Consider the following 19,176-nt stretch of genomic DNA (forward strand, 5'->3'; position numbering starts at 1 on the left):
GAACGATGGCCTGCAGCCTTGTCAATGTACCGCTGGCTTGCGCCCCCGACGAACCCGCTTGATGGTGATGGGCTCGAGCAACGAGCCATCCTCGGCAAATATCTGCTCCTTGTACCAGCGCGCCGCGTCGACGATATCCGCCCTGACCGCCTCGCTCGCTGCAGCAGGATCACGCTTGGCGAGCGCCGCCAGGATATTGAAGTGGTGAGCGATACCACGATCGTGAAGGCTTTTGCTGGCGGTGTGCATATGCTTCATGACAGCAGCGATATAAGGCCCGCTTTGCAACCAGAGCCGCTCGATGATCGACAACAGTGATTCAGAGGCCGCCGCCCGGTAGATTGTGAAATGCATCTGCTCGTTGGCAGCCACCGCCGCCATGATCTGTTCTTCGTCCACTGCGTGGCTGTACGCTTCGGCAGCCCGTTTTATCCGGGTAAACGCAGCCGCATCCATCCGCTCGGCAGCGAGCCAGGCAGCACGCGCCTCAACCGTTGCCCGCGCCTCGATCAGATCATCAAGCCGCTCCACCGACACGGTCGGTACGCACAACGTGCGATTGAGCAGCATCTCCAGCCCCCCTTCCGTCACCAGCCGGCTGACCGCTTCGCGCACTGGCATGGTACTGGTGCCGAGCTGCGCCGCCAGCCCACGAATGGTGACAGAGGTTCCAGGCGCAAACCGACCGGAACGCAAAGCTGTCGCCAACTCCAGATAAGCCTGGTCGCGCAATCCGGCAATGGTCACTCGGGCAGCCGGTGAATCCGCATCTGTGTCGTCTCCCAAACCTGGCGCTTCGGTACTGCGGTTTACCATTTCCGAACCTCTTCCTATTCTAAATTTCCGCCGTCGCCCGGACGGGGCCATTGCTTTTCCGCGAGTATAGAGGCGCAAGGTAGAACGTGTCGATGAACGGCGCGCTCTGTGATCACATCTCCTAAGATAAATGCTTGTTTTTGAGCGAAACCTAGCCATATCGCTAAGCGATGGCTTATTGCGTGATCACATTTTTCATTGTTATAGTCGATTTGCCAACTTTCTTGACACAACAAAATGAGGCGAATCATGGACAGCATGCGTAAAGGCCAGCGGTGGGTATTAGACTCATTCCTGGCAATTGGTGGCTTGGACGTTTTGCACCCCGACGCGGGCGCGATCTTCGAGCAAATTGGCTATGACTCCAACGATTTGAAACGAGTCTTCGACCCCGTGAAAGCAGGCTCCATGTTGCCCTCGGCTTGGGCCGCTGCGGCACGTGAGATCGAGGGGCGCGCACAACATTGGGAGCGTCGCGGATACGCCTACACAGCCAAGCGCCTTTACGAGCGTGCCACGCTGCTGTATGCACGCACCCACTATTCGATTCTCGGTGAAGACCCTCGCCGGCTGCGCTATCTGGCTAAAGTCATTTCATCGTTTGAAAAGGTCATTGAGCACTCCAAGCATCCGATTGAGCGCGTTATCCTGCCTTTCGAGGATAAGCACTTGCACGGTATTTTGGAAACGCCTCTCGGCGCTCAACAAGTTCCCTGCGTGATCATGCTACCTGGCATGGATATGTTCAAAGAGGACTGGCATAAGCTAATCGAGCAACGCATCCTGCCACGTGGCTGGGCCGGCTTCGCGCTGGATGGACCGGGTCAAGGAGAAAGCCTGACCAAAGGCCTGAAGATGACGCTGGACAACTACGACCGCGCCATCAGCCACGTCATCGATTACCTGAGCGACCACCCCGCCATCGATGCCAGCCGAATCGTGATCATGGGGTCGAGCATGGGATCCTGGTGGGCCACCCGGGCGGCTGCGGTAGAGCCTCGTATCCGCGCAATCGCCGCCAACATGTCCAACCTCGGGGACAAATACGTCTTGCTCAACCAGGCGCAACCCAGTTTCATGGCGAACCTGATGTTCATGACGGGCATCACCGAAACCGAGCAAATCCAAATGCTGTCCCAGAAGATGACCTTGGATGACATCGCCCCGAAAGTCGAGATTCCGTACCTGATCATCACGGGCGAAAACGATGAACTCACGACCTTGGAATCAACCGTGGACGTATATGAAAAACTCAACGGTCCCAAGGAACTGTGGATCTACCAGTACGAGTTTCACCCGATTGGCGCTCAGTCGGATGAATGGCTGACAGCCTCGCTGGACTGGCTGGACCAGGCCCTGAAGAACACCTTCACCTCTGGCTATCAAAAACGCACCTTCATCACCAAGCAAGGCCAGTACCTGGAAGGCTCGGGCGAACCCACCTGGTGGAACCCGTAGCCTGCAGCACCCACTCTTGAGCGCGATAGAGCGACACACCTTGCCTGGATCGGGTAGGAGGCGGATTTACATCCGCCGTCCTCTCACACCACCGTACGTACGGTTCCGTATACGGCGGTTCAGATCATGCAGATAAGCCGTTGATCGTATCCAGTATGGAGACCAGTCCGAGCTGGTCCCACAGTTTCTTCGGTAGCGCCTGATTCATGAAGTTATCGCCGGCGTCGACGCAGTTTTCGTCACTCATATGCACCTCGATCACTGGGACGATGCCGCGCAAAAAGCCCTGTCTAAGCACATCCCTCTTTTCGCTCAACATGCAGAAGATGCAAGTTGATTCGCTCACAAGGCTCCAAGAGTGCGCGCGCCCGAAGCCGGTGCTTAATTCGGCGGCGCCAGATTTATGAAGCCGGTGGTCAACACGGCACAGATGAAATGTACGCCATGCCAGCGCTAGGAAAACTGTTAGGCGAAACCATAGGGGTAGTCTTTCAGGCGCTAGACTAGAGGACGCTTTACGCCGCCGGTGACATCCCTGATGAGACGTAAACAGCATCAACCTTCAGCTCGGGCGCAACTCCAATGAGTAAGCTATGTTTCAAGCGGGCACGTGTTTTAACGTGCGCGAATAGCAAAACAAAAAAAGGATCGGTTATGCATTCATTCGCGATTTTGCGTGCAATAGCGCCTGGTCGCTTGCTGATGCTCTCACTTGGCCTGCTCGTTGTGGGTTGTCGCGATAGGCTACCCCCTTAATGAGCGCCAATTGCCCCTTCTTTTGCGTCAGGCTTTCAACCAAGTGTCGAAAATGACCATGCTCAGCTTTTCTACTTCAATACTCCCCTTCACCAGCGGAATGTCTACATCGGCCCCTTCGGAGAGAAGCGTAGCAGCCTCAGCTATTCGGTTTGGCGGTCCAATAATGACACCGGCTACGAACCATCCAAGCACAGCAAAAGCGATGGATAACATGCCTCCCCAAAGAAGTATTTCTGCGCGGAGTCCGTTTGCCTCAGCAAAGGCGACTTCTGCCGGCTGACGCGTTAAAACAGTCCAGCCCAAACCAGGGTAACCATCAAGTCCTTTGCTTTCAGCCGATCCCACCACATAGGTTTTTCCATCCTGCCATTTATTCACCGACCATCGGATCTGACTGTTATGAGCTATGCCGGCCTCACTTGGCTTGCCGATCAGGTGCTTGGGGCCGAGCAGGACAGTCCCGTCTTTGCTAACAACCAGAAACTCTAAACCCGGAAGGCTATTTTTCAGAGGCTCGAACATCGTTCGGCCTATTTCTGCGGGCCATTGCCAGGAAAGGTGGGTGGCCAGTACGCCGATAAAGCGTCCGGCTTTATCCTGTACCGGCATGCTGATATCGACAAATTTCATTGGTTCCCCCGAAGGGTTGGGCAAAAGCTTTGCAAGCATTACCGCTTCGTGTACGTCGCCGACAAACGTCTTGTCCTGCCCTTCCATGAAGACTGGCCGATGCGCAATGCAACATAAGGGAGTCTCTGAGTTAATAAGCGCTGTACGCTCCTGGGGCCGCCAGTATTACTGGTGGCAGAGCCCAGCTACAACTGTACGGGCACGACGCGGCTTCGACGTCGCCATATACTATCGTCACCTTCTAATATTGCACGTCTTCAATTCCATACCGTGTGCGATAGGCCGTGTTGCTGCCAACGAAATCCGCATAGCCAGAAACTCGCCCATTAGCATTTGAATTGGCTAAGTATGAAGGCCTGATCGAATCGCTCCGCCTGTGGGGCACGATTAAGATGCTCGCGTAATCTTCAAAAGGCTTAATGGTTTGCTAACCGAAACAAAAGCGAAGGATCATTCCGATTGTGTGGCCATTCCAGAAACCCACAAACCTCTGCATTAAAGTTCCGACCGTCAATTTCAGTGATTCTTGCGTTCGGCTGCCAATCGCAAAAACCGGACTGTCGCATCGAAGCACCTTGATATTTCTACCGCCTCGCTGAGTTTGAATAGAAATTAATCGCAAATACAGGATAGAACGGGCTGGGGATTAAACGCTCAGGCCAGCCTTTGACCTCTGAGCACAAGCGGATGCCTGGACTCTCTGAGAAATTGTTCAGCCAAAGGCGACCAAACCCACTGGCTCAGCCTCGTTGAGTATTGCCTGTCACACCCGGGACAGACGTTATTGGTAGCCGTCTATCCACTCATCGGAAAATTTCCTCAGTCTCCCTTGTATTTGTCCCCCCACGGCTAGCCTCAGTCAAGCTAGCGTCGCAGAGGCCGATACCTTGGAAACGACCGGCGAATCCTCAGGAGCCTGAAATGTTTAACAATCATCTAAAGCAAGAATTGCAAGAAGCAAAGCAACATCTAGCAGTACTTCAACAGCTACTCACCGGTTTGACTGAAGAGACATTAACTCTCACACTTGATGAAAATTTTAACATCGTGGACGCAAATTCAAAATTTCTAAAGGCGCTGGGGTATGAAAGCTCCTCTATCAAACGCCCTTTAAGAGAGATTGTCCCCGGTTATGTTGTGAACTTACCTTGCTACCGAAATTTACGTGAGGCGGTGGACAAGGGGCACTCGGTCAGCGATAATTATCGTTACCTGCACGCCGACGGAAGCTTGGTATGGTTATGGGGATTATGGCAACCGGTAAAAAATGATGCCGGCAAGTTAATAAGCATCAAATTTTTCGGTAGAGATATAACAGATTCAATGAACCTCGCCCGAGAGAACGAAGCCTTTATAAAGGCGCTTTCGCGATCTACCGCAATAATTGAATTTGACCCCAACGGCATAATCCTCACGGCGAATGAGTCCTTTCTTCGAGCAGTGGGTTACACCCTAGATCAGATTAAAGGTAAACATCACCGAATATTCTGCGGGCACGATGAAGCGTCGTCACCGGCCTACGCCGCATTTTGGGAGACTCTCAATAAGGGCGAGTTTGTCGCCGGACGATTTAAGCGGGTTGATAGTCACGGGCGCACAATATGGCTCGAAGCTTCCTACAACCCAGTTTATGATGAGCAAAACAAGTTATATAAATTCGTTAAGTTTGCCACTGTCATCACGGAACAAGTAGATAGAGAGTCCGAAGTGAACGAAGCGGCAAGTATCGCTTACGAAGTCTCTCAAAACACGGATTCTACCGCTCAAGAAGGCGCGTCGGTTGTCCGGGAAACGGTTGATATTATGCGCCGTATATCGGTGGAGATGCAGTCCGCATCCCTGAGCATTGAGGACTTGGGTAAGCAATCGCATCTGATCAGCTCAATGGTGCAGACAATAGGCAGCATCGCTCAACAAACCAATCTTCTAGCGCTGAATGCAGCAATTGAAGCAGCCAGGGCCGGTGAGCAAGGACGTGGCTTTGCGGTGGTCGCGGATGAGGTACGGCAGTTGGCGGGGCGCACCAGTGCTGCTACGGAGGAAATTGTTGGCGTTGTGAGCAGAAATCAAGATTTAGTAAATAAAGCCGTGCAGGATATGGCCGGTGGCAAGCAACAAGCAGAGCAGGGCTTAGCGCTTGCCAACCAAGCTGGCTCAGTGATTGTGCAAATTCAAGAGGGAGCGAAGCAAGTCGTCAGTGCAGTAGAACGATTTGCAAACCAACTAAAATGAGCGCCTTGGTAATTCAAGAGCCTAGATTCAGGAGGCCGCAACCTACTTAGTGTAAGTTTTTCCAAATCGAACGGATGGCATTCCCATATAGGCCGATCTTAACAATCAAGCCAGCGGCAATCGGAGCCGTAAGGAGAAAATACCACCTCCGTTTCCCTTGGCGTCGGCTACTAGGAGACGGAAGAGCAGCCTAAACTACGTGCGCCACTGAAATGCCTAGCGGAGATTTAAACCGGGCAATTAGTAGGCAAGGCGCTGCTAACCGTGCCTTGCAGCTGCAGCAAAGATTGGAGCGGGCCAACGTCGAGCCCGTACGATGGCATAGGTTGAGCGAGCCAGAGCGCAGGACAAGCAGTTGGGCACACCGAAGGTAATCGACGATGCGGCGATTGTTGCTTAGCCGATAGGTAAAGAGGCCAGCACCACGGATGCTGACAAAACACTGGACCTGACGACAGCATTCAAGAGCGTTAGCAGAATGGTCGAGGAAAAAACGGAAGCTGAACGCAACCAAGGGCCGGGGTCGCATTATTTTTAAAAGGCGTTTACCCAGATGATCTCAGACCCAACGCAATTCCTACAGGAGGCCTAGAGTATGAACTCTCTACTCACTGCTGTGCGTCCCCTTATTAATCTCTCAAGCAATATTTTTATTTAGCGGACTGACAGGGGCAGCGGCCACCGTGTTCCGCCCGGCGCGCTTAGCGCTATAGAGAGCATCATCCGCCCGCACGACGAGTTGACCAGGACTATCTCCACTAGGCAGAGCAGAACTAACACCTAAACTTATCGTGACCTGGATCGTCCCACGTTCCGTACCGATACTGGTGTTCTCTACAGCTAAACGTAATTTCTCGGCCACGTTGAGGGCCTCCTTACTATCCGTATGGGGCAATATGACACCAAACTCCTCGCCACCGAGACGACCAAACACGTCGTGTCCCCGGAGCACGTTACTACAAACACGCGCTATTTGTTTCAGCACGACATCACCAACCGGATGGCCGTATGTGTCGTTCACTTTCTTGAAATGATCAAGGTCAAACCATATTAAACTGAGCTCTGTATTGTGTCGTTTTGCACGGTTGAATTCTACGGTAAGCGCCTCGTAAAAATCTCCCCTGCTCCTTGCCCCTGTTAAAAGATCGACGCTAACGAGATGCTGGAGAGCCTGATGCGCTTGCTTAAGGGCAGCGGCATTTCCTAAATGCTGTTTGGTGGCAAAAAAAACAAACACAACAAAGGCAACCAGAAGCGCTGAACTTATCCCCGCACTGTAAACTAAAAAATCCCTGCGCTCAGCATAGGGGGCGAGGTAATCTGCTGGCGAAAGTTCAACCATTACAATTAACTCTGTTTGTTTCAACCTGCGATACGCAACCAAACTATCCATAGCAGTAAATGCGCTCGCCTCCCGGATGACCCCCTCCCTAGGATTCGAGCCGTAAAAATATAGCTTATCCTTTGGAAGAACTAACCCTTCCAATTTTACATTCAAAAGATTCTTCGACGCAGCAGCCCGAGGTACTCTATCCAATCCGACCAGTGCTATAAGACCATTCTGACCGATGTTTATTTTCTCATAAAAATCCGTGAAGAATTTTATGGGAATTGACAGAACGATAACCCCGGCGAATCCATTCAGAGACAGTATTGGTCTGGTGAATTGTATAGACCAAACACCAGAAATCTTGCCAAGCACCGGCTTACTAATAAAAAGCTTATCTTGAGAAGGGTTATTCCGGTGCACCTGAAAATGCTCACGGGAGCTTAGATTTATTTCTTCAGATATGGGACCCAACGAGGAGTATACCAGTTGTCCATCCGCTCTTATTATTGCGACCTGCGCAAACATGTCCCCATAGACTTCCAGCTCCTCCTTAACTACCTCATCTAGCCCTTCAGGATCCTCTAGGACGTCTTCACGTATATCTAGGAGCAAAGCGTCAGCATAACGAACCACGCTCTGAACGTGCTCTTCAAATGCTATTGTTAAATTCGAGGCATCGTTGCCAGCCGCTTGTTCCACCATGGCTAGCTCGTGATCAAGCCATGTATCAAGAGCCACCCACATAGGAACCACTGTAACCAGCAGAGCCGATACAGCGATCAAAGCTGCCTTAGTCGTCGCAACGCGATGTCTTAACAATTCCCTCTCCAAGTGTGGCGCGGTTGGCGTTCGCTAGCGACGCACGAGCTGTGATTATATGAACGCTAGCTGAGCCTAACCCTGCCAACTGAAGGCCAAATGATATCACTACGCAGTGAAACAAGTCGATTCGACTTCCGTAGCATTATGCTGGGTGGTGTGCGGCTCGTCACTTAATGCTAGACCGACCAGCGCTATGCGTCCGCTTTTTTTGTTCGGCTACCCCAACGAAACCAGGGACGCTCGGCTCACCGCCCTAGTTCGTTGCGATCCGCTTCTTCAATATCATCAGAAATGCGTCGGTAGCTGCGCCCCGCTCACCTTCGGCGGAGCTGCTATGCTCAGTTTCTCCCAATTGGAGCTAACGCCGATGCCCAATGAATATTCCCTATCAGGCTTGCTGGAACGAATGAACGAGAATCAGCTCGGGCTAAAGTCCGCCATTATGGAGCTCACGTTACAAGCGGAAAAGCAAGGGCTTGTAGACGCTGCCAACAACGTCCGTGGCGCTTTATGGAATATCGGAGAAAATGCCGGACAGTAAGCAAGAGCTGGCAAAACTAGGGGCCAAAAATTAGATGGCGGCCTAAGTGATGAATGCCAAGCTGGCCGACAACACTAAGTTCCGACCACCTGAAACAGCCTAAGTGTCAATTTATAATGTAATGGACGACGCTTGCTGAAAGCATAAAAACCAATCTAGCGACCCCCCCCCTATAACTGCGAAGCTCGAATAAGCACGTAACCAATGAAGCACCGACAATCACACTTAACTCTATAGAATTATCAGGTAAAATTTACTTAAGCTCAATTCGACCTTTTTAGTCTTTTCGCCCTGCATCTATTAGAAAACAACCTCCTTTCTTCTTGTATTGATCTACTTCCACCCAGTCATGCTTGCATACTACACACTGAAAAGCTGAACGTTTTTCCATATCACTGACAGTTACCCGGGCCCACTCTGACTGACGAGCGCTTAGGTTAGTCACACTACGTTGCTCAGTACTTACGCCTATCACCGTATCGATTGATACTCATGCAGCGAACTGCATGCTTACCAAAACTAACGCATTGTTTGGGTACGAACATTCCCCAGATATACCAAGCAAGCAGCCCGACTGCGCCAAGTCCCGATGGCCAAAGCGCTGCAAAACCGTCCGGGTTAAAGTAAATCGAAGCAACATTAGTGGCAATACCCGCGAGCGACAGCCAAAAACATGAGCACGGCTGCTCTATCTACCGTTACTCAGGCTGATCTCTATAAGTAGCAACTAATATAACCCCCGCCCCCCATTCGCCTGGACTACAAGGAAATTAGAGTTAGGGTTAAATCGCTTACTTAACGGCTAACTAGCTGATACGCCTGCAAAAAATGAAAAAAGGCTGGCCTTGGTCTACGGTGATAGTTGCGAACACACACCGATCAAGCAAGGACACAGCCCGAGTGAATCGTAGACGCCAAATCGTCCGTCATCAACAGCACCGTATACGCCAGCACGCCACGAACAGCAATGCTCATGCTTTCTTCAAGCTGCTCACCGATCCAGAGCTATTGCGGGGTGTCGAGTCGTCGATACCCAAGCATCGCCAGCGGCTATTCGCCCCGACCGAAACACTGTCCCTGTTTTTGTCCCAGGCGATGAGCGCCGATCGCTCCTGCCAGAATGCCGTGAATGATTTGTCTATCAAACGCTCCTGCGAAGGGTTGAAACCCAACAGCATTCATACCGGTGCTTACTGCAAAGCCAGAGCGCGGCTGCCGGTGGAGATGGTTTCAACCCTGTTGCGCTCCACGGGGTCATCGATGAGCAACCGGGCTCCGTCATCGTGGCGTTGGAAAGGGCGACCTGTGCGCCTCGTGGATGGCACTACAGTTACCCTGCCGGATACGCCGGCCAACCAAGAGGCCTATCCGCAATCTCGTGGGCAGAAAGCCGGACTGAGCTTTCCCATCTGCCGGGTGGTGGGAATTGTTTGCCTCGCCAGCGGTGCTGTTTTGGATGCCTCGTTGGGACGTTTCCGCGGTAAAGGAGATGATGAGCAGACGCTGCTCAGGACCATGCTCGATACTCTGGAACGAGGTGACATTGTGCTGGGCGATGCCTACTACGCAACCTACTTTTTGTTGTGTGAATTGCAACATCGAGGCGTGGACGGGGTGTTCGAACAATATGGCGCTCGACGGCGTAGCACGGACTTTCAGTTGGGAAAGCCCTTGGGGTCGGAAGATCATTTGGTTGAGTTGAAAAAGCCCAAGGCAAAGCCGTCCTGGATGAGTCAGGCCTATTACGACGAGGCACCTGAAACGCTGACAGTACGTGAGTTGAAGGCCGGTGGGAAAATCCTGGTCACTACTTTGAATTGCCCACAGCAGGTGCCAAAAGCGCCCTCAAATCACTGTTCAAGGACCGATGGCATGTGGAATTGGATCCGCGCAACCTCAAGACTACCCTGGGGCTTGAGGTACTGAGCTGCAAGACACCGGGCATGGCCGTCAAAGAGTTGTGGGTCTACTTGCTGGCCCACAACCTGATACGGATGCTCATGACGAAATCAGCTCTGCTAGCCGACTGTCTGCCTCGCGAACTGAGCTTCAAGCATTGCCTTCAGCTGTGCCTGGCGTTGAGGCAGTATGGGGCTCAAGAGCAAAGGATCGGCTGCTGAATTTGCTTGAGCTGATTGCTCAGAAACGGGTCGGTCAACGTCCTGGCAGGATTGAGCCGCGCGCTATAAAACGAAGGCCCAAGCCTTACCCCACGCTGATGAAAACACGTCGATCAGCAAGGGCCGAGGTCAGGAAGAATGGACACCCAAAGAAGGTTAAGTAAGTGCCATTCGAGTTAGGGTTATTTTTTACCGCATGAATTAAGAGAAAGGAGATGGCAGAACCGGGTTTATGCCACCTCTGCCAAGCAAGCTGCTAATTACTCTTTCTTCCCTGAATCGCTCCATACCTTCCATCGAATGAGCTCCCGTGAGTGCAAGTGGGTGGAAGCAACACAGCGGTGAACCCACCGAAGATGGGACTAGGCTCAGCCAGCTGCATCCCGAAAAAAGCCATATCCTCCGGCCGTCCGTTTGCTTGATTTGGGGGCAAAATTAGGCTCATCAGATGAAAAGCGGTATGCGATACTTCCAAGCAGGATTCTAAAGGGAATGGCTGCCCATCCTAGGTGGAGTACTCCGATGAGCACCAATGATGATTTCCGCTTCAGAGCGCATAGGCATTTGTTGGATGTCGATGCAGCAACGAATCATCTCATGATGCTAGTGACAGCAGGAGAGGTTTCGGGCGTTCGCTGGGCCGAAGCGGCAGCGCGTCACCAACTCGCTTGTGATGCATGGGCCGCCCTACTAGCTAGCAGCGTTCAGGTTGATCCGATGCCAGCGTTCGATGGAAGGCCGACCGGATCCCAAATGCCAATGAGCGATTAGAATCGTAAAGGAGGTTGTGAACCCCTTCCCGCAATGAACTACGGTCAACTCGACTCGGCCTACTCTGACCATCTGCGTTGCAAACCATGACGTCGTACGCTTGTGTTTAGCCTTAACCTCTTCGAGCTCCGCGCCCAGCGAAGAGGGTCTGGGTTTTGAAGGTGCCATTCCAGCCGACACTGGCCGACCTGCTTACAATCCCTCGGTCTTGTTGAAGATCTACATCTACGGATCTCAACCGCATCCAGTCAAGCCGACGCCTGGAGCGGGAAGCTCAACGCAACGTCGAGCTGATGTGGTTGACCGGGCATTTGATGCCGGATTTCAAGACCATCGCCAACTTCCGAAAAGACAACAGCAAGGCCATTCGAGGCGTCTGTCGCCAGTTCGTTGTGCTCTGTCAGCAGTTGGGACTGTTCGGAGAACATCTGGTCGCCATCGATGGCAGTAAATTCAAAGCAGTCAACAACCGCGACCGCAATTTCACCAGCGCCAAACTGAAGCGGCGAACGGAAGAAATTGAATCGAGCATCAACCGTTACCTGACAGCACTCGATGCCGCCGATCGGCAAGAGCCAACAGCCTCCGAGCCCAGCGCCGTGCGGCTGGAGGAGAAAATTGCCAAGCTGAAGACGCAAATGAAAGAGCTTAAAGCGATCGAAATCCAGCTCAACGAATCGCCGGATAAACAGGCCTCACTGACCGATCCAGACGCCCGCTCCATGATCAGATGGTAGAGAAGCGGTATCTGCCGATAGCCGAAATAATAAAATCATTGCAAGCATGATTAATAGCCACACATCAAAAATATTTGGCTTTAATAGTTCCAACCGACTAGAGGTTACCGGAGACAACAACCCTTCTGGAGGCTCAAAATTATAGCGCTAGGCTGGAACAAGCAATCGCGAGCAAGAACTCCGTATACATTAAGCTTGCTGATTCATTGTATAGCGCCCAAGAGGGAAGAGATGTTAGTATTTCAGATTATGGAGGCGCTGCAACTACTTCATTTGGCGTCGGATCTGCCCATCTTGTCGTTGTCGGCAAAGAAATAACAAGTTGTGGAGCACAAGATGGAGGAAGCGTAAACCCAGATCAAGGAGGCGCATTAATGCACGAGATGGTTGGGCATGCGATTCCAAGAATGGTTGGCTCCGACACAGGCAATGCAGTTTCCAATGAGAATAAAGTCAGAGCCGAGATAAAGAAAGAGCCTTTAAGAGCTCAAGATCTTGGCCACAGGGAGTGAAATATGAATATCTAAAATTATATCAGTCAGTACAGCCTTTGCAGCAATGAGCTTTATGACGAGCTCTGCTTTTTGCTTGGAGCTAAAGAAAATGTCGCTTGAGGATAAAGTTTCCTCATCGGATCTCGTATTCATTAGATTTGTCACTAAATCTCAAAAAAAAAAACCAGGATTTTGGCTACGACTTAGCCATTACTCAGCCGATAGAGGTGCTAAAAAGCAACCCCTCGGATAACATCAAAATCGCATACAATGGAACGATCCCTGAAGCCCAACCCAACTGTTGCGAGGCCGGAAAATCTTATCTTTTCTTTGTATCAAAAAACCCGAAAGGTGATTATTACCCAGTAAATGGTCGTTATGGCGTCTACCCATTGAGTGTTGCAAAACCAAGGAAATAACCACGCTCGTAAAGCGAGCGTCTCTGCACTGGCGTTCGCTTTGCATAGCATTAATTTACATATTATTGCAGTTTCTATCGTGTCCCCTAAAGAAATATCAACAATACAGAGTTAGCGTCTCCGTCCGCCCTACACTCTTTCCCGCCCCCCCCCCGCGGCGACGTCGTTAAGATACAGCGCTCAACCTCTCGCTATGAAAGGTGGCGCACCTTGATAATCCTGCCCGAAGCTACCTTATGCTTGGGCTTGGCCATCCGAATAACCGTGTGCAGGCCATCGGCCGTTGTTTCAACGAGCATGCCATCCCTGACTTCCATCACACTGAGTCCGGCCGCCAACGTATTGATATAGGCCGCCTTAATCGCGCCTTTCGCCATGGCTGGAATTTTCTCTTCCAGCCGGCTCACCAGTTCATCATTTAACATCGGGTTGACGTCCATAACGAGCTCCGCATTTCTAGGCCAGCACGGAACCAGCCACCGTTGTTGCTGCGCTCTGTGGCAGGCACCTCCCCTTCCTTGGGATATACGCGAAACGAGTCTGGCGATAGACACTACGTGAAACTTGTACGGAAATTACCATTAATACCCCCATTGAAAAACTCGCCGTTTCCGGCAAGATCTAATGACTGAGGGAATGGCAATTCCAGCCTCAGAGAGCGGATTCCAGGGGCCACTGTTCGGTCATTTTGACTCAGCTTTTTCCCGCGATGATAACGACCCCAATCCGCTCTGCCAGATTGAGCACCGTGTCGAATATAGTCGAGTCGCCGGTCAAGCTGCGTGACGCCCCCTGCGGATGGAGTGCGCCGTCAGGAATCCGGTCACCAAAGAGCACCACCGCACGTGCCAAATCATCTTGTCGCGACACCCAAGACAGCCCTTGGGCATCTGGACACTGACGGTGGATTGCCTCGGCCCATTTGCGCGTCGCAGGGTATTGATCTTTTTCAGTGTCGATCAGTTGTTTGCGAGTGATGCCCAGTTTCCGCAGGGGCACGCTGGACAGATCAACCAGGTGCAGCGGTTGGCTAACCTGGACGGCAGAATGCACCTGTCGAGTCAGCTTGCCTTTGTCGAAGCTCTTAAACCCAGCCGTATGGGGAACGTCGTGGAAGACGGTCTCCATCAAGGCGCAATCGACTGTCGTGCCTCCATACAAGGTGGGAATCGCCCGCCCCTGATCATCCTGGATCGGGCTGAAGCGTGCGTTGCCGTGCACACCAGGATTGAATTGATCAGGCTGATACGTATCCTGGTGCACACGATGAAGTACATCGCCTTTGGCGATCACGGTAAAAGTGACGTGCAACGTAGCCGCAGGCGCTGGGGTAACGGACGCCGCCAAATCCGTGGGAGGCGTCGCCCTACCCTCACTGGTCTCGGTACGCTGCTTAGCCATGGACAATGCCCTGGATCTCATCCAGTGCGGCAGCAATCACCCGATCAGGCGCCGACGCCAGCAAGTCCTGGGGCCTTTTGCCGCCCAGAAAACTGTTATCTGAGCGGAACCAGTAAGCCATACCCCAGCCGTCCTTGTGGCCAGCGAAAGCCTCAATGACTTTGGCTAATGCCTTGAACGGCCGATAGCCCGCATCCGGATCCAAGCCGTAACCCGGGAAATAATCGACCCCACCGTGACTGATGGCAAAGATCTGCCCCTGCTTTTTCCATTTGTTGGGCTGGGCACTCGGGTTTCGTGTACTCAACTGTGCAACCTGGGCGATATCCGCGGCGGTCAGCCAGTCACCGCTTTCCAACACCGCTTTGCGGGCTTGGACCAGCATTGCCGCTTCCTTGAGCAGGCGAGGCGAAGGCGGCTTACGTGTCACAAACACCTCGGCCAGTCGCTCGAGCGACTTAGGGTCCTGACGCTCCTGCAGCACCTCATACATTGAGGAGGCCACGTTGGCGAAGTTTTCCGCCAAGGCCTCAAATACGCTGAGGTTGACCTGATCAAAAGACACGACCAGCACTCGGTCCGCATGCGAGCGGCTTAAGCTGGCCCGAGCCTCCTTAGGCGTACCGACCAAGGTGGAGACGCCCGACTGCTCTGTAACGCTCATGGAAATCTCCTCACCAGTTATCTGCGCTATCTAATCCTAGCATAATCTTGATAACCCAAACTCTAGCCTAAGCTCCATTCATCCGGATACATAGGTAGGTTTGAGTGGAGCACACCATGCCGTCGATCAGCACGGTGACTCTGGGACGAAAAGCCTAAGGATACGATCTTGGCTTTTTCAGTTATGCGAGCGAGCTCAAGACCAGCAATGGCGGACCGAGAGTTGGCATAACCCAGTTCAGCGCTGCTTGAATTCCCAGCGGCCCACGACGTCAGATCGGGCGGTCCCGCCCCTACCCCCCTAGGGCTGAATATCTGCATCACATCGGCCTAAGAAGGTGTTTTCTCGGCCAACAGTTTGGCATTGCGCTCAAGGCGTCGCTGATCGCGGGGATCGATCCCCTTCGCGACCAGCGCCCTGGCGATATCACGCAGAGCGCGAGCATCGCGTAGACCTATTTCAGGATAAGTACCGAGTGAAATACGAGGCTGTTTGCCCGCCCAAGAAAAACGGAAGTGCCAGCTCTTGGTGCCCTTCGTGTTCACGAAAAGCGCAAGGCCATCAAAGTCAGGAAGGGTGTAGTTTTTGGCGCGAGGCCTGGCGTGTCGGACCGCCGTATTGGTAAGGACCATTGGACTAACTCCACTCATATGGATGAAGGAGGGTTGTACCGTTTTCGGAGTGCCAAGCAGCTCTAAAAACTGATTTACCAAGGGACGAATTGGTGTACTAAAATATACAAAATTGGGGCTGTTGATCCATTCTGAACTTGTTTTCAAGGCTCATTGATTGGAGCGGAAAGTGCTCATTGTGGGTGCCCCCTCTTTCCTTGGCCCGACCAGTCACGCTCCTCTCAAGCTGCTCACCAATTTTCCTGAATAGGAGACTCCGGCGCCAAATCCTGAACTCCTTCCGCCCTCAATGGCCATCGCGTCGCTTCACCCCACCTACAAAATTTCGAGCTGAGTTCTACAAAGGTAATTTTCAAGCAAAGTCACCACCTCCTTGACAAACGTTGGATTGCCAAGCAAGTCAGGCTTATCTGCCGTCACCGTGTGGATTATTGCATGGGCCGCAATTCCCATTAGATAGATTGAGAGCTCTGGATCGGGAACGTTCGTCATAAAGGGCTTCAGCACCTGGGAGAATTGTCTTTGAAGTCCTTCTTGATCCTCTGCCATGTGCCGTACGGTATGGGGCAACTCCTCGTGGATAGCTTTGTGAACGGCCGGTGCGATTCGATGCTCGGTAACAATCATTTCCACAATTAGGGTAAGCGCATCTCTTAGGGATGGCTGTTGCGGCAGCAAGTTGATTACATCTAGTAAATCTGTACGGGTCGCGGCAGCGTGACGGCGCTGTAATTCAGCTATTACCGCCTCCTTGTTTGGAAAAAATTGGTACAGCGAACCGATATTGACGCCTGCGCGCTCTGCAATTGCGTTCGTCGTCAGACCTTCCCAGCCTACCTTGGTCAAAATGTAAGTAGCAGCTTGAATAATCGCCTCGACGGTCGCGCGGGACCTCGCCTGAGCCGGGATTTTCCTGGGTTTGACAGCCGATTGCCTGCTGCTCATGGAAAGCTCCAGAACGTGAGTTTTTAAAACGTAAGCTTTAACTTACGATTTGAAACATGAAAACACAACGTTTCCACCTTCTCGGGACCTTTAGAACATGAACGCAAAAGACCGTGTATCCCCTTGGGACGCCTTTCAAGCGGCTAATCGCTTTCGCAGGGCGATTCGTAAATTCAAACCGAAGGTAATTCCGGAACCAGAAATTTATGCTCTGCTCGCTGAAGCCGCGTATGCCCCCTCAAGTGGGAACATGCAGCCCTATGAGCTGCATTGGATTCGGGACCCTGTCCTGAAAGCTAGATTAGCTGCTTCCTGCAATGGGCAGAAAGCGGCTGCGTCGGCAGCAGACTTCATCGTGATTGTGGCAAGTCCTGCATTGGGTATGCGCACCGCCAAAGCGCAGTTGGAGCATGTTGAGCGCTCATCGGCGCTGGGACAGGACTCGAAGGCTTACTATCGCAAACAGATAGGGATGTTTAAGAAGATTCTCGGTGTTGGGGCGTCATCTCTGTGGACGCCCCTTGTGCTTCTCGCAGCATTGTTTCGCCCCACTTTATCCCTTGTACCTGTAGGTCATATCGGTGGTCGACAATGGGCGGCGCGCAACGCCATTTTTGCTGCTCAGACGCTCATGCTCGGAGCCGCGGCAAAAGGAATAGATACCTGTCCGATGGAAGGTTTTTCTGCCGCTCAAGTTGCCAAATTGCTTAATCTCCCTCGGGGTTCGGTGGTTCCTCTGGTAATTGCACTGGGCTATCGCGCGGACGATGCGCGGGTTGAAGAGCAGTGGCGCCGCGCTACTGCAGATATCGTGGTTGTGCACTAAGAAGAGCAAGTCGTCATCAGACGCAACAATGCTCGCAATTGATTGGCGCAAACCCTGACCTCATACAAAGGAGCGAGAAGCTGAACAGCCTAGGCCGCTATAGCTCGCGCCGACCGCTTCTACGGATTAATAGAGTGCCTCGACTAGAACAGCTCTCGCGCTTGCGGTGTTGGCCCGTTAAAAGCGATAGGTCATCTGAGTGACCAAGCCATTCGCACTATTGTCGAATTTGGCTGAATATTCGGGCTGCACTCCAGAAGCGTTGGCTTTATTGACTGATGCGGTGCTTTCCCACACATACCCATAGGCGACATCAATCGTGACGTTAGGGTTCGGTGAGTAGCCTGCTCCCAAAGTGACCGACTTACGGTTACCGACGGGCAGCCGCACGCTTCTGTCTGCGTTATGTGAAGGCGAAGGGTCATAGGCATATCCGGCACGCAATACCCATTGCGGTGTGAGCTGGTAGGAACCGCCAACTGCTGCGGACCAGGTGTCTCGCCAGTTCAATGGTTCGCTCAAGCTCTCCAAGCTGCCAGCATTGCCTGCTCCCGAGACGTTGGTTTCAGTTTCGATTTGTTGTATTCGACTCCAACGCGTCCAGGTCGCCCCTAGGTAACCAGTCCAGCGTTCGTTGAAATGGTGGGTTATGGACGTGTCAACTGATTCGGGAAGCGTAATATCCAGCTTCGCGTCGTATTTACCATTGAGGCCCAGGAAACCAGGTGAATCGCTGACCGTAGTATGACCCTTGAGGTGGTAGTTGACCTTGGAGTGGTAAGTGATACCCCACGACGTTGCCGGATTTAGATCAACCAATAATCCTAAGTTATAACCTAGCGCAGTGTCCGTTCCGTCGATTTTAATAGTGGTATCTTGGCCAGCGTTGAAAGCGCCGGTAGCCAAATCGTTCTGTAGCTCGGCATCAAAGCGATTGATGGTGGGGCCGCCACCAATCGAAACATATTGATTGATCCGATAAGCAATGGTCGGCTGTAAGGTGACGACTTTGACGTCGCTGTAGGATCCCTGATACCGACCCTGGAAAGTGCTTTCAGAATCATTGACCAGACCAAACGGAACATATAGGCCAAGGCCAACGGAAAGGTCTTCACTAATGGGCGTAGAAAGATAGCCAAACGGCACCGGCGCCATGGGTACGAAGTCGCCCTTATTTGTTCCGGGGGCGCCACCCTGGGCATCGCTTATGTCATTCTTAACATCGAACACGGCGACCCCGCCGCTGACTTCGCTACGTTTAAGCTTCGTCAACCCGGCTGGATTTCCATAAATCGTGCTGGCATCCAGAGCCGAGGATGAACGACCCGCATAAGCTGTTCCGGCGCCACTTGCGCTTTGTTCGTTCACGGTAAGGCCGTTCGCCAAGATGCCGTTGGAAAAACCGATGACCGTAAGTATCAAGGTGCTTGTCGTGAACGTTTTATTGGATAGAGCTAAGCGTTTTTCGACCTTTTTATAGTTCATTTGAGGACTGCTCTTGTTGTAGTTGTTGTTTTTGGAATAGCGCACACATGATTTTTATTTTTGAGACATAAAGACACCCGCCAGCCTTTTTAAG

Annotated in this window: 13 protein-coding genes and 5 pseudogenes; 8 read left to right on the forward strand and 10 right to left on the reverse strand. The window is 52.2% G+C overall.

The window, feature by feature from the left end; translation table 11 throughout:
* Positions 1-21: 21 nt before the first annotated feature.
* Entirely contained in the window at positions 22-816 is a 795-nt protein-coding gene (locus J3P85_RS17140; RefSeq protein ID WP_434702590.1) for a GntR family transcriptional regulator, read from the reverse strand.
* Between the two features lie 249 nt (positions 817-1,065).
* Here J3P85_RS17140 and J3P85_RS17145 point away from each other — a divergent pair, with 249 nt between their 5' ends.
* Positions 1,066-2,274, forward strand: coding sequence for an alpha/beta hydrolase family protein (locus J3P85_RS17145; protein WP_434702591.1), 1,209 nt, complete (start codon positions 1,066-1,068; stop codon positions 2,272-2,274).
* A gap of 124 nt (positions 2,275-2,398) precedes the next feature.
* Here the strand turns inward: J3P85_RS17145 and J3P85_RS17150 are convergent, their stop codons facing one another.
* Both J3P85_RS17150 and J3P85_RS17155 read right to left on the reverse strand, forming a co-directional pair.
* Positions 2,399-2,620, reverse strand: a complete 222-nt coding sequence (locus J3P85_RS17150) for a hypothetical protein (RefSeq protein ID WP_434706447.1) — start codon at positions 2,618-2,620, stop codon at positions 2,399-2,401.
* A 437-nt stretch (positions 2,621-3,057) separates the two neighbouring features.
* Positions 3,058-3,750: a hypothetical protein gene (locus tag J3P85_RS17155; protein ID WP_434702592.1), complete on the reverse strand. Its 693-nt coding sequence runs from the start codon at positions 3,748-3,750 to the stop codon at positions 3,058-3,060.
* Between the two features lie 834 nt (positions 3,751-4,584).
* On the opposite strand from J3P85_RS17155, the pseudogene J3P85_RS17160 reads away from it, so the two are divergent.
* Positions 4,585-5,307: pseudogene (locus J3P85_RS17160) on the forward strand (PAS domain-containing protein); the annotation flags it as partial.
* A gap of 150 nt (positions 5,308-5,457) precedes the next feature.
* Positions 5,458-5,895: pseudogene (locus J3P85_RS17165) on the forward strand (methyl-accepting chemotaxis protein); the annotation flags it as partial.
* 637 nt (positions 5,896-6,532) lie between these two features.
* Here the strand turns inward: J3P85_RS17165 and J3P85_RS17170 are convergent.
* Positions 6,533-8,044, reverse strand: coding sequence for a sensor domain-containing diguanylate cyclase (locus J3P85_RS17170; protein ID WP_434604267.1), 1,512 nt, complete (start codon positions 8,042-8,044; stop codon positions 6,533-6,535).
* Between the two features lie 337 nt (positions 8,045-8,381).
* Here J3P85_RS17170 and J3P85_RS17175 point away from each other — a divergent pair, with 337 nt between their 5' ends.
* From J3P85_RS17175 to J3P85_RS17190, 4 genes and pseudogenes are all read left to right on the forward strand, one after another.
* Positions 8,382-8,588 carry a hypothetical protein gene (locus J3P85_RS17175; RefSeq protein ID WP_434604264.1) on the forward strand — a complete coding sequence of 69 codons (207 nt, stop codon included), beginning with the start codon at positions 8,382-8,384 and terminating at the stop codon, positions 8,586-8,588.
* A gap of 900 nt (positions 8,589-9,488) precedes the next feature.
* Positions 9,489-10,872, forward strand: a pseudogene (locus J3P85_RS17180) (IS4 family transposase).
* Between the two features lie 358 nt (positions 10,873-11,230).
* On the forward strand, positions 11,231-11,479 hold the full coding sequence (locus tag J3P85_RS17185) for a hypothetical protein (RefSeq protein ID WP_434604261.1): 249 nt from the start codon (positions 11,231-11,233) through the stop codon (positions 11,477-11,479).
* A 148-nt stretch (positions 11,480-11,627) separates the two neighbouring features.
* A pseudogene (locus J3P85_RS17190) lies at positions 11,628-12,207 on the forward strand (transposase); the annotation flags it as partial.
* Between the two features lie 1,113 nt (positions 12,208-13,320).
* Here J3P85_RS17190 and J3P85_RS17195 read toward each other — a convergent pair.
* The 5 genes and pseudogenes from J3P85_RS17195 to J3P85_RS17215 form a co-directional block, all read right to left on the reverse strand.
* On the reverse strand, positions 13,321-13,569 hold the full coding sequence (locus J3P85_RS17195; protein ID WP_434604256.1) for a hypothetical protein: 249 nt from the start codon (positions 13,567-13,569) through the stop codon (positions 13,321-13,323).
* Between the two features lie 253 nt (positions 13,570-13,822).
* Entirely contained in the window at positions 13,823-14,530 is a 708-nt protein-coding gene (locus tag J3P85_RS17200; RefSeq protein WP_434604254.1) for an RES family NAD+ phosphorylase, read from the reverse strand.
* Positions 14,523-15,194, reverse strand: a complete 672-nt coding sequence (locus J3P85_RS17205; RefSeq protein ID WP_434604252.1) for a hypothetical protein — start codon at positions 15,192-15,194, stop codon at positions 14,523-14,525. The genes J3P85_RS17200 and J3P85_RS17205 overlap by 8 nt, the downstream gene beginning before the upstream one ends.
* 344 nt (positions 15,195-15,538) lie before the next feature.
* Positions 15,539-15,826, reverse strand: a pseudogene (locus J3P85_RS17210) (Arm DNA-binding domain-containing protein); the annotation flags it as partial.
* Positions 15,827-16,141: 315 nt separating this feature from the next.
* On the reverse strand, positions 16,142-16,771 hold the full coding sequence (locus tag J3P85_RS17215) for a TetR/AcrR family transcriptional regulator (RefSeq protein ID WP_434702594.1): 630 nt from the start codon (positions 16,769-16,771) through the stop codon (positions 16,142-16,144).
* A 97-nt stretch (positions 16,772-16,868) separates the two neighbouring features.
* Here J3P85_RS17215 and J3P85_RS17220 point away from each other — a divergent pair, with 97 nt between their 5' ends.
* A complete protein-coding gene (locus tag J3P85_RS17220; protein ID WP_434702595.1) occupies positions 16,869-17,597 on the forward strand; it encodes a nitroreductase family protein in 729 nt (242 codons plus the stop codon).
* Between the two features lie 177 nt (positions 17,598-17,774).
* Here the strand turns inward: J3P85_RS17220 and J3P85_RS17225 are convergent, their stop codons facing one another.
* The gene (locus J3P85_RS17225) at positions 17,775-19,082 is read right to left on the reverse strand and encodes an outer membrane protein transport protein (protein ID WP_434702597.1); all 1,308 of its coding nucleotides are present in this window, start codon (positions 19,080-19,082) and stop codon (positions 17,775-17,777) included.
* Positions 19,083-19,176: the final 94 nt, after the last annotated feature.

Source organism: Pseudomonas sp. Z1-12 (assembly GCF_051132015.1).
In the GTDB taxonomy this organism is placed as follows: domain Bacteria; phylum Pseudomonadota; class Gammaproteobacteria; order Pseudomonadales; family Pseudomonadaceae; genus Aquipseudomonas; species Aquipseudomonas zanjanensis.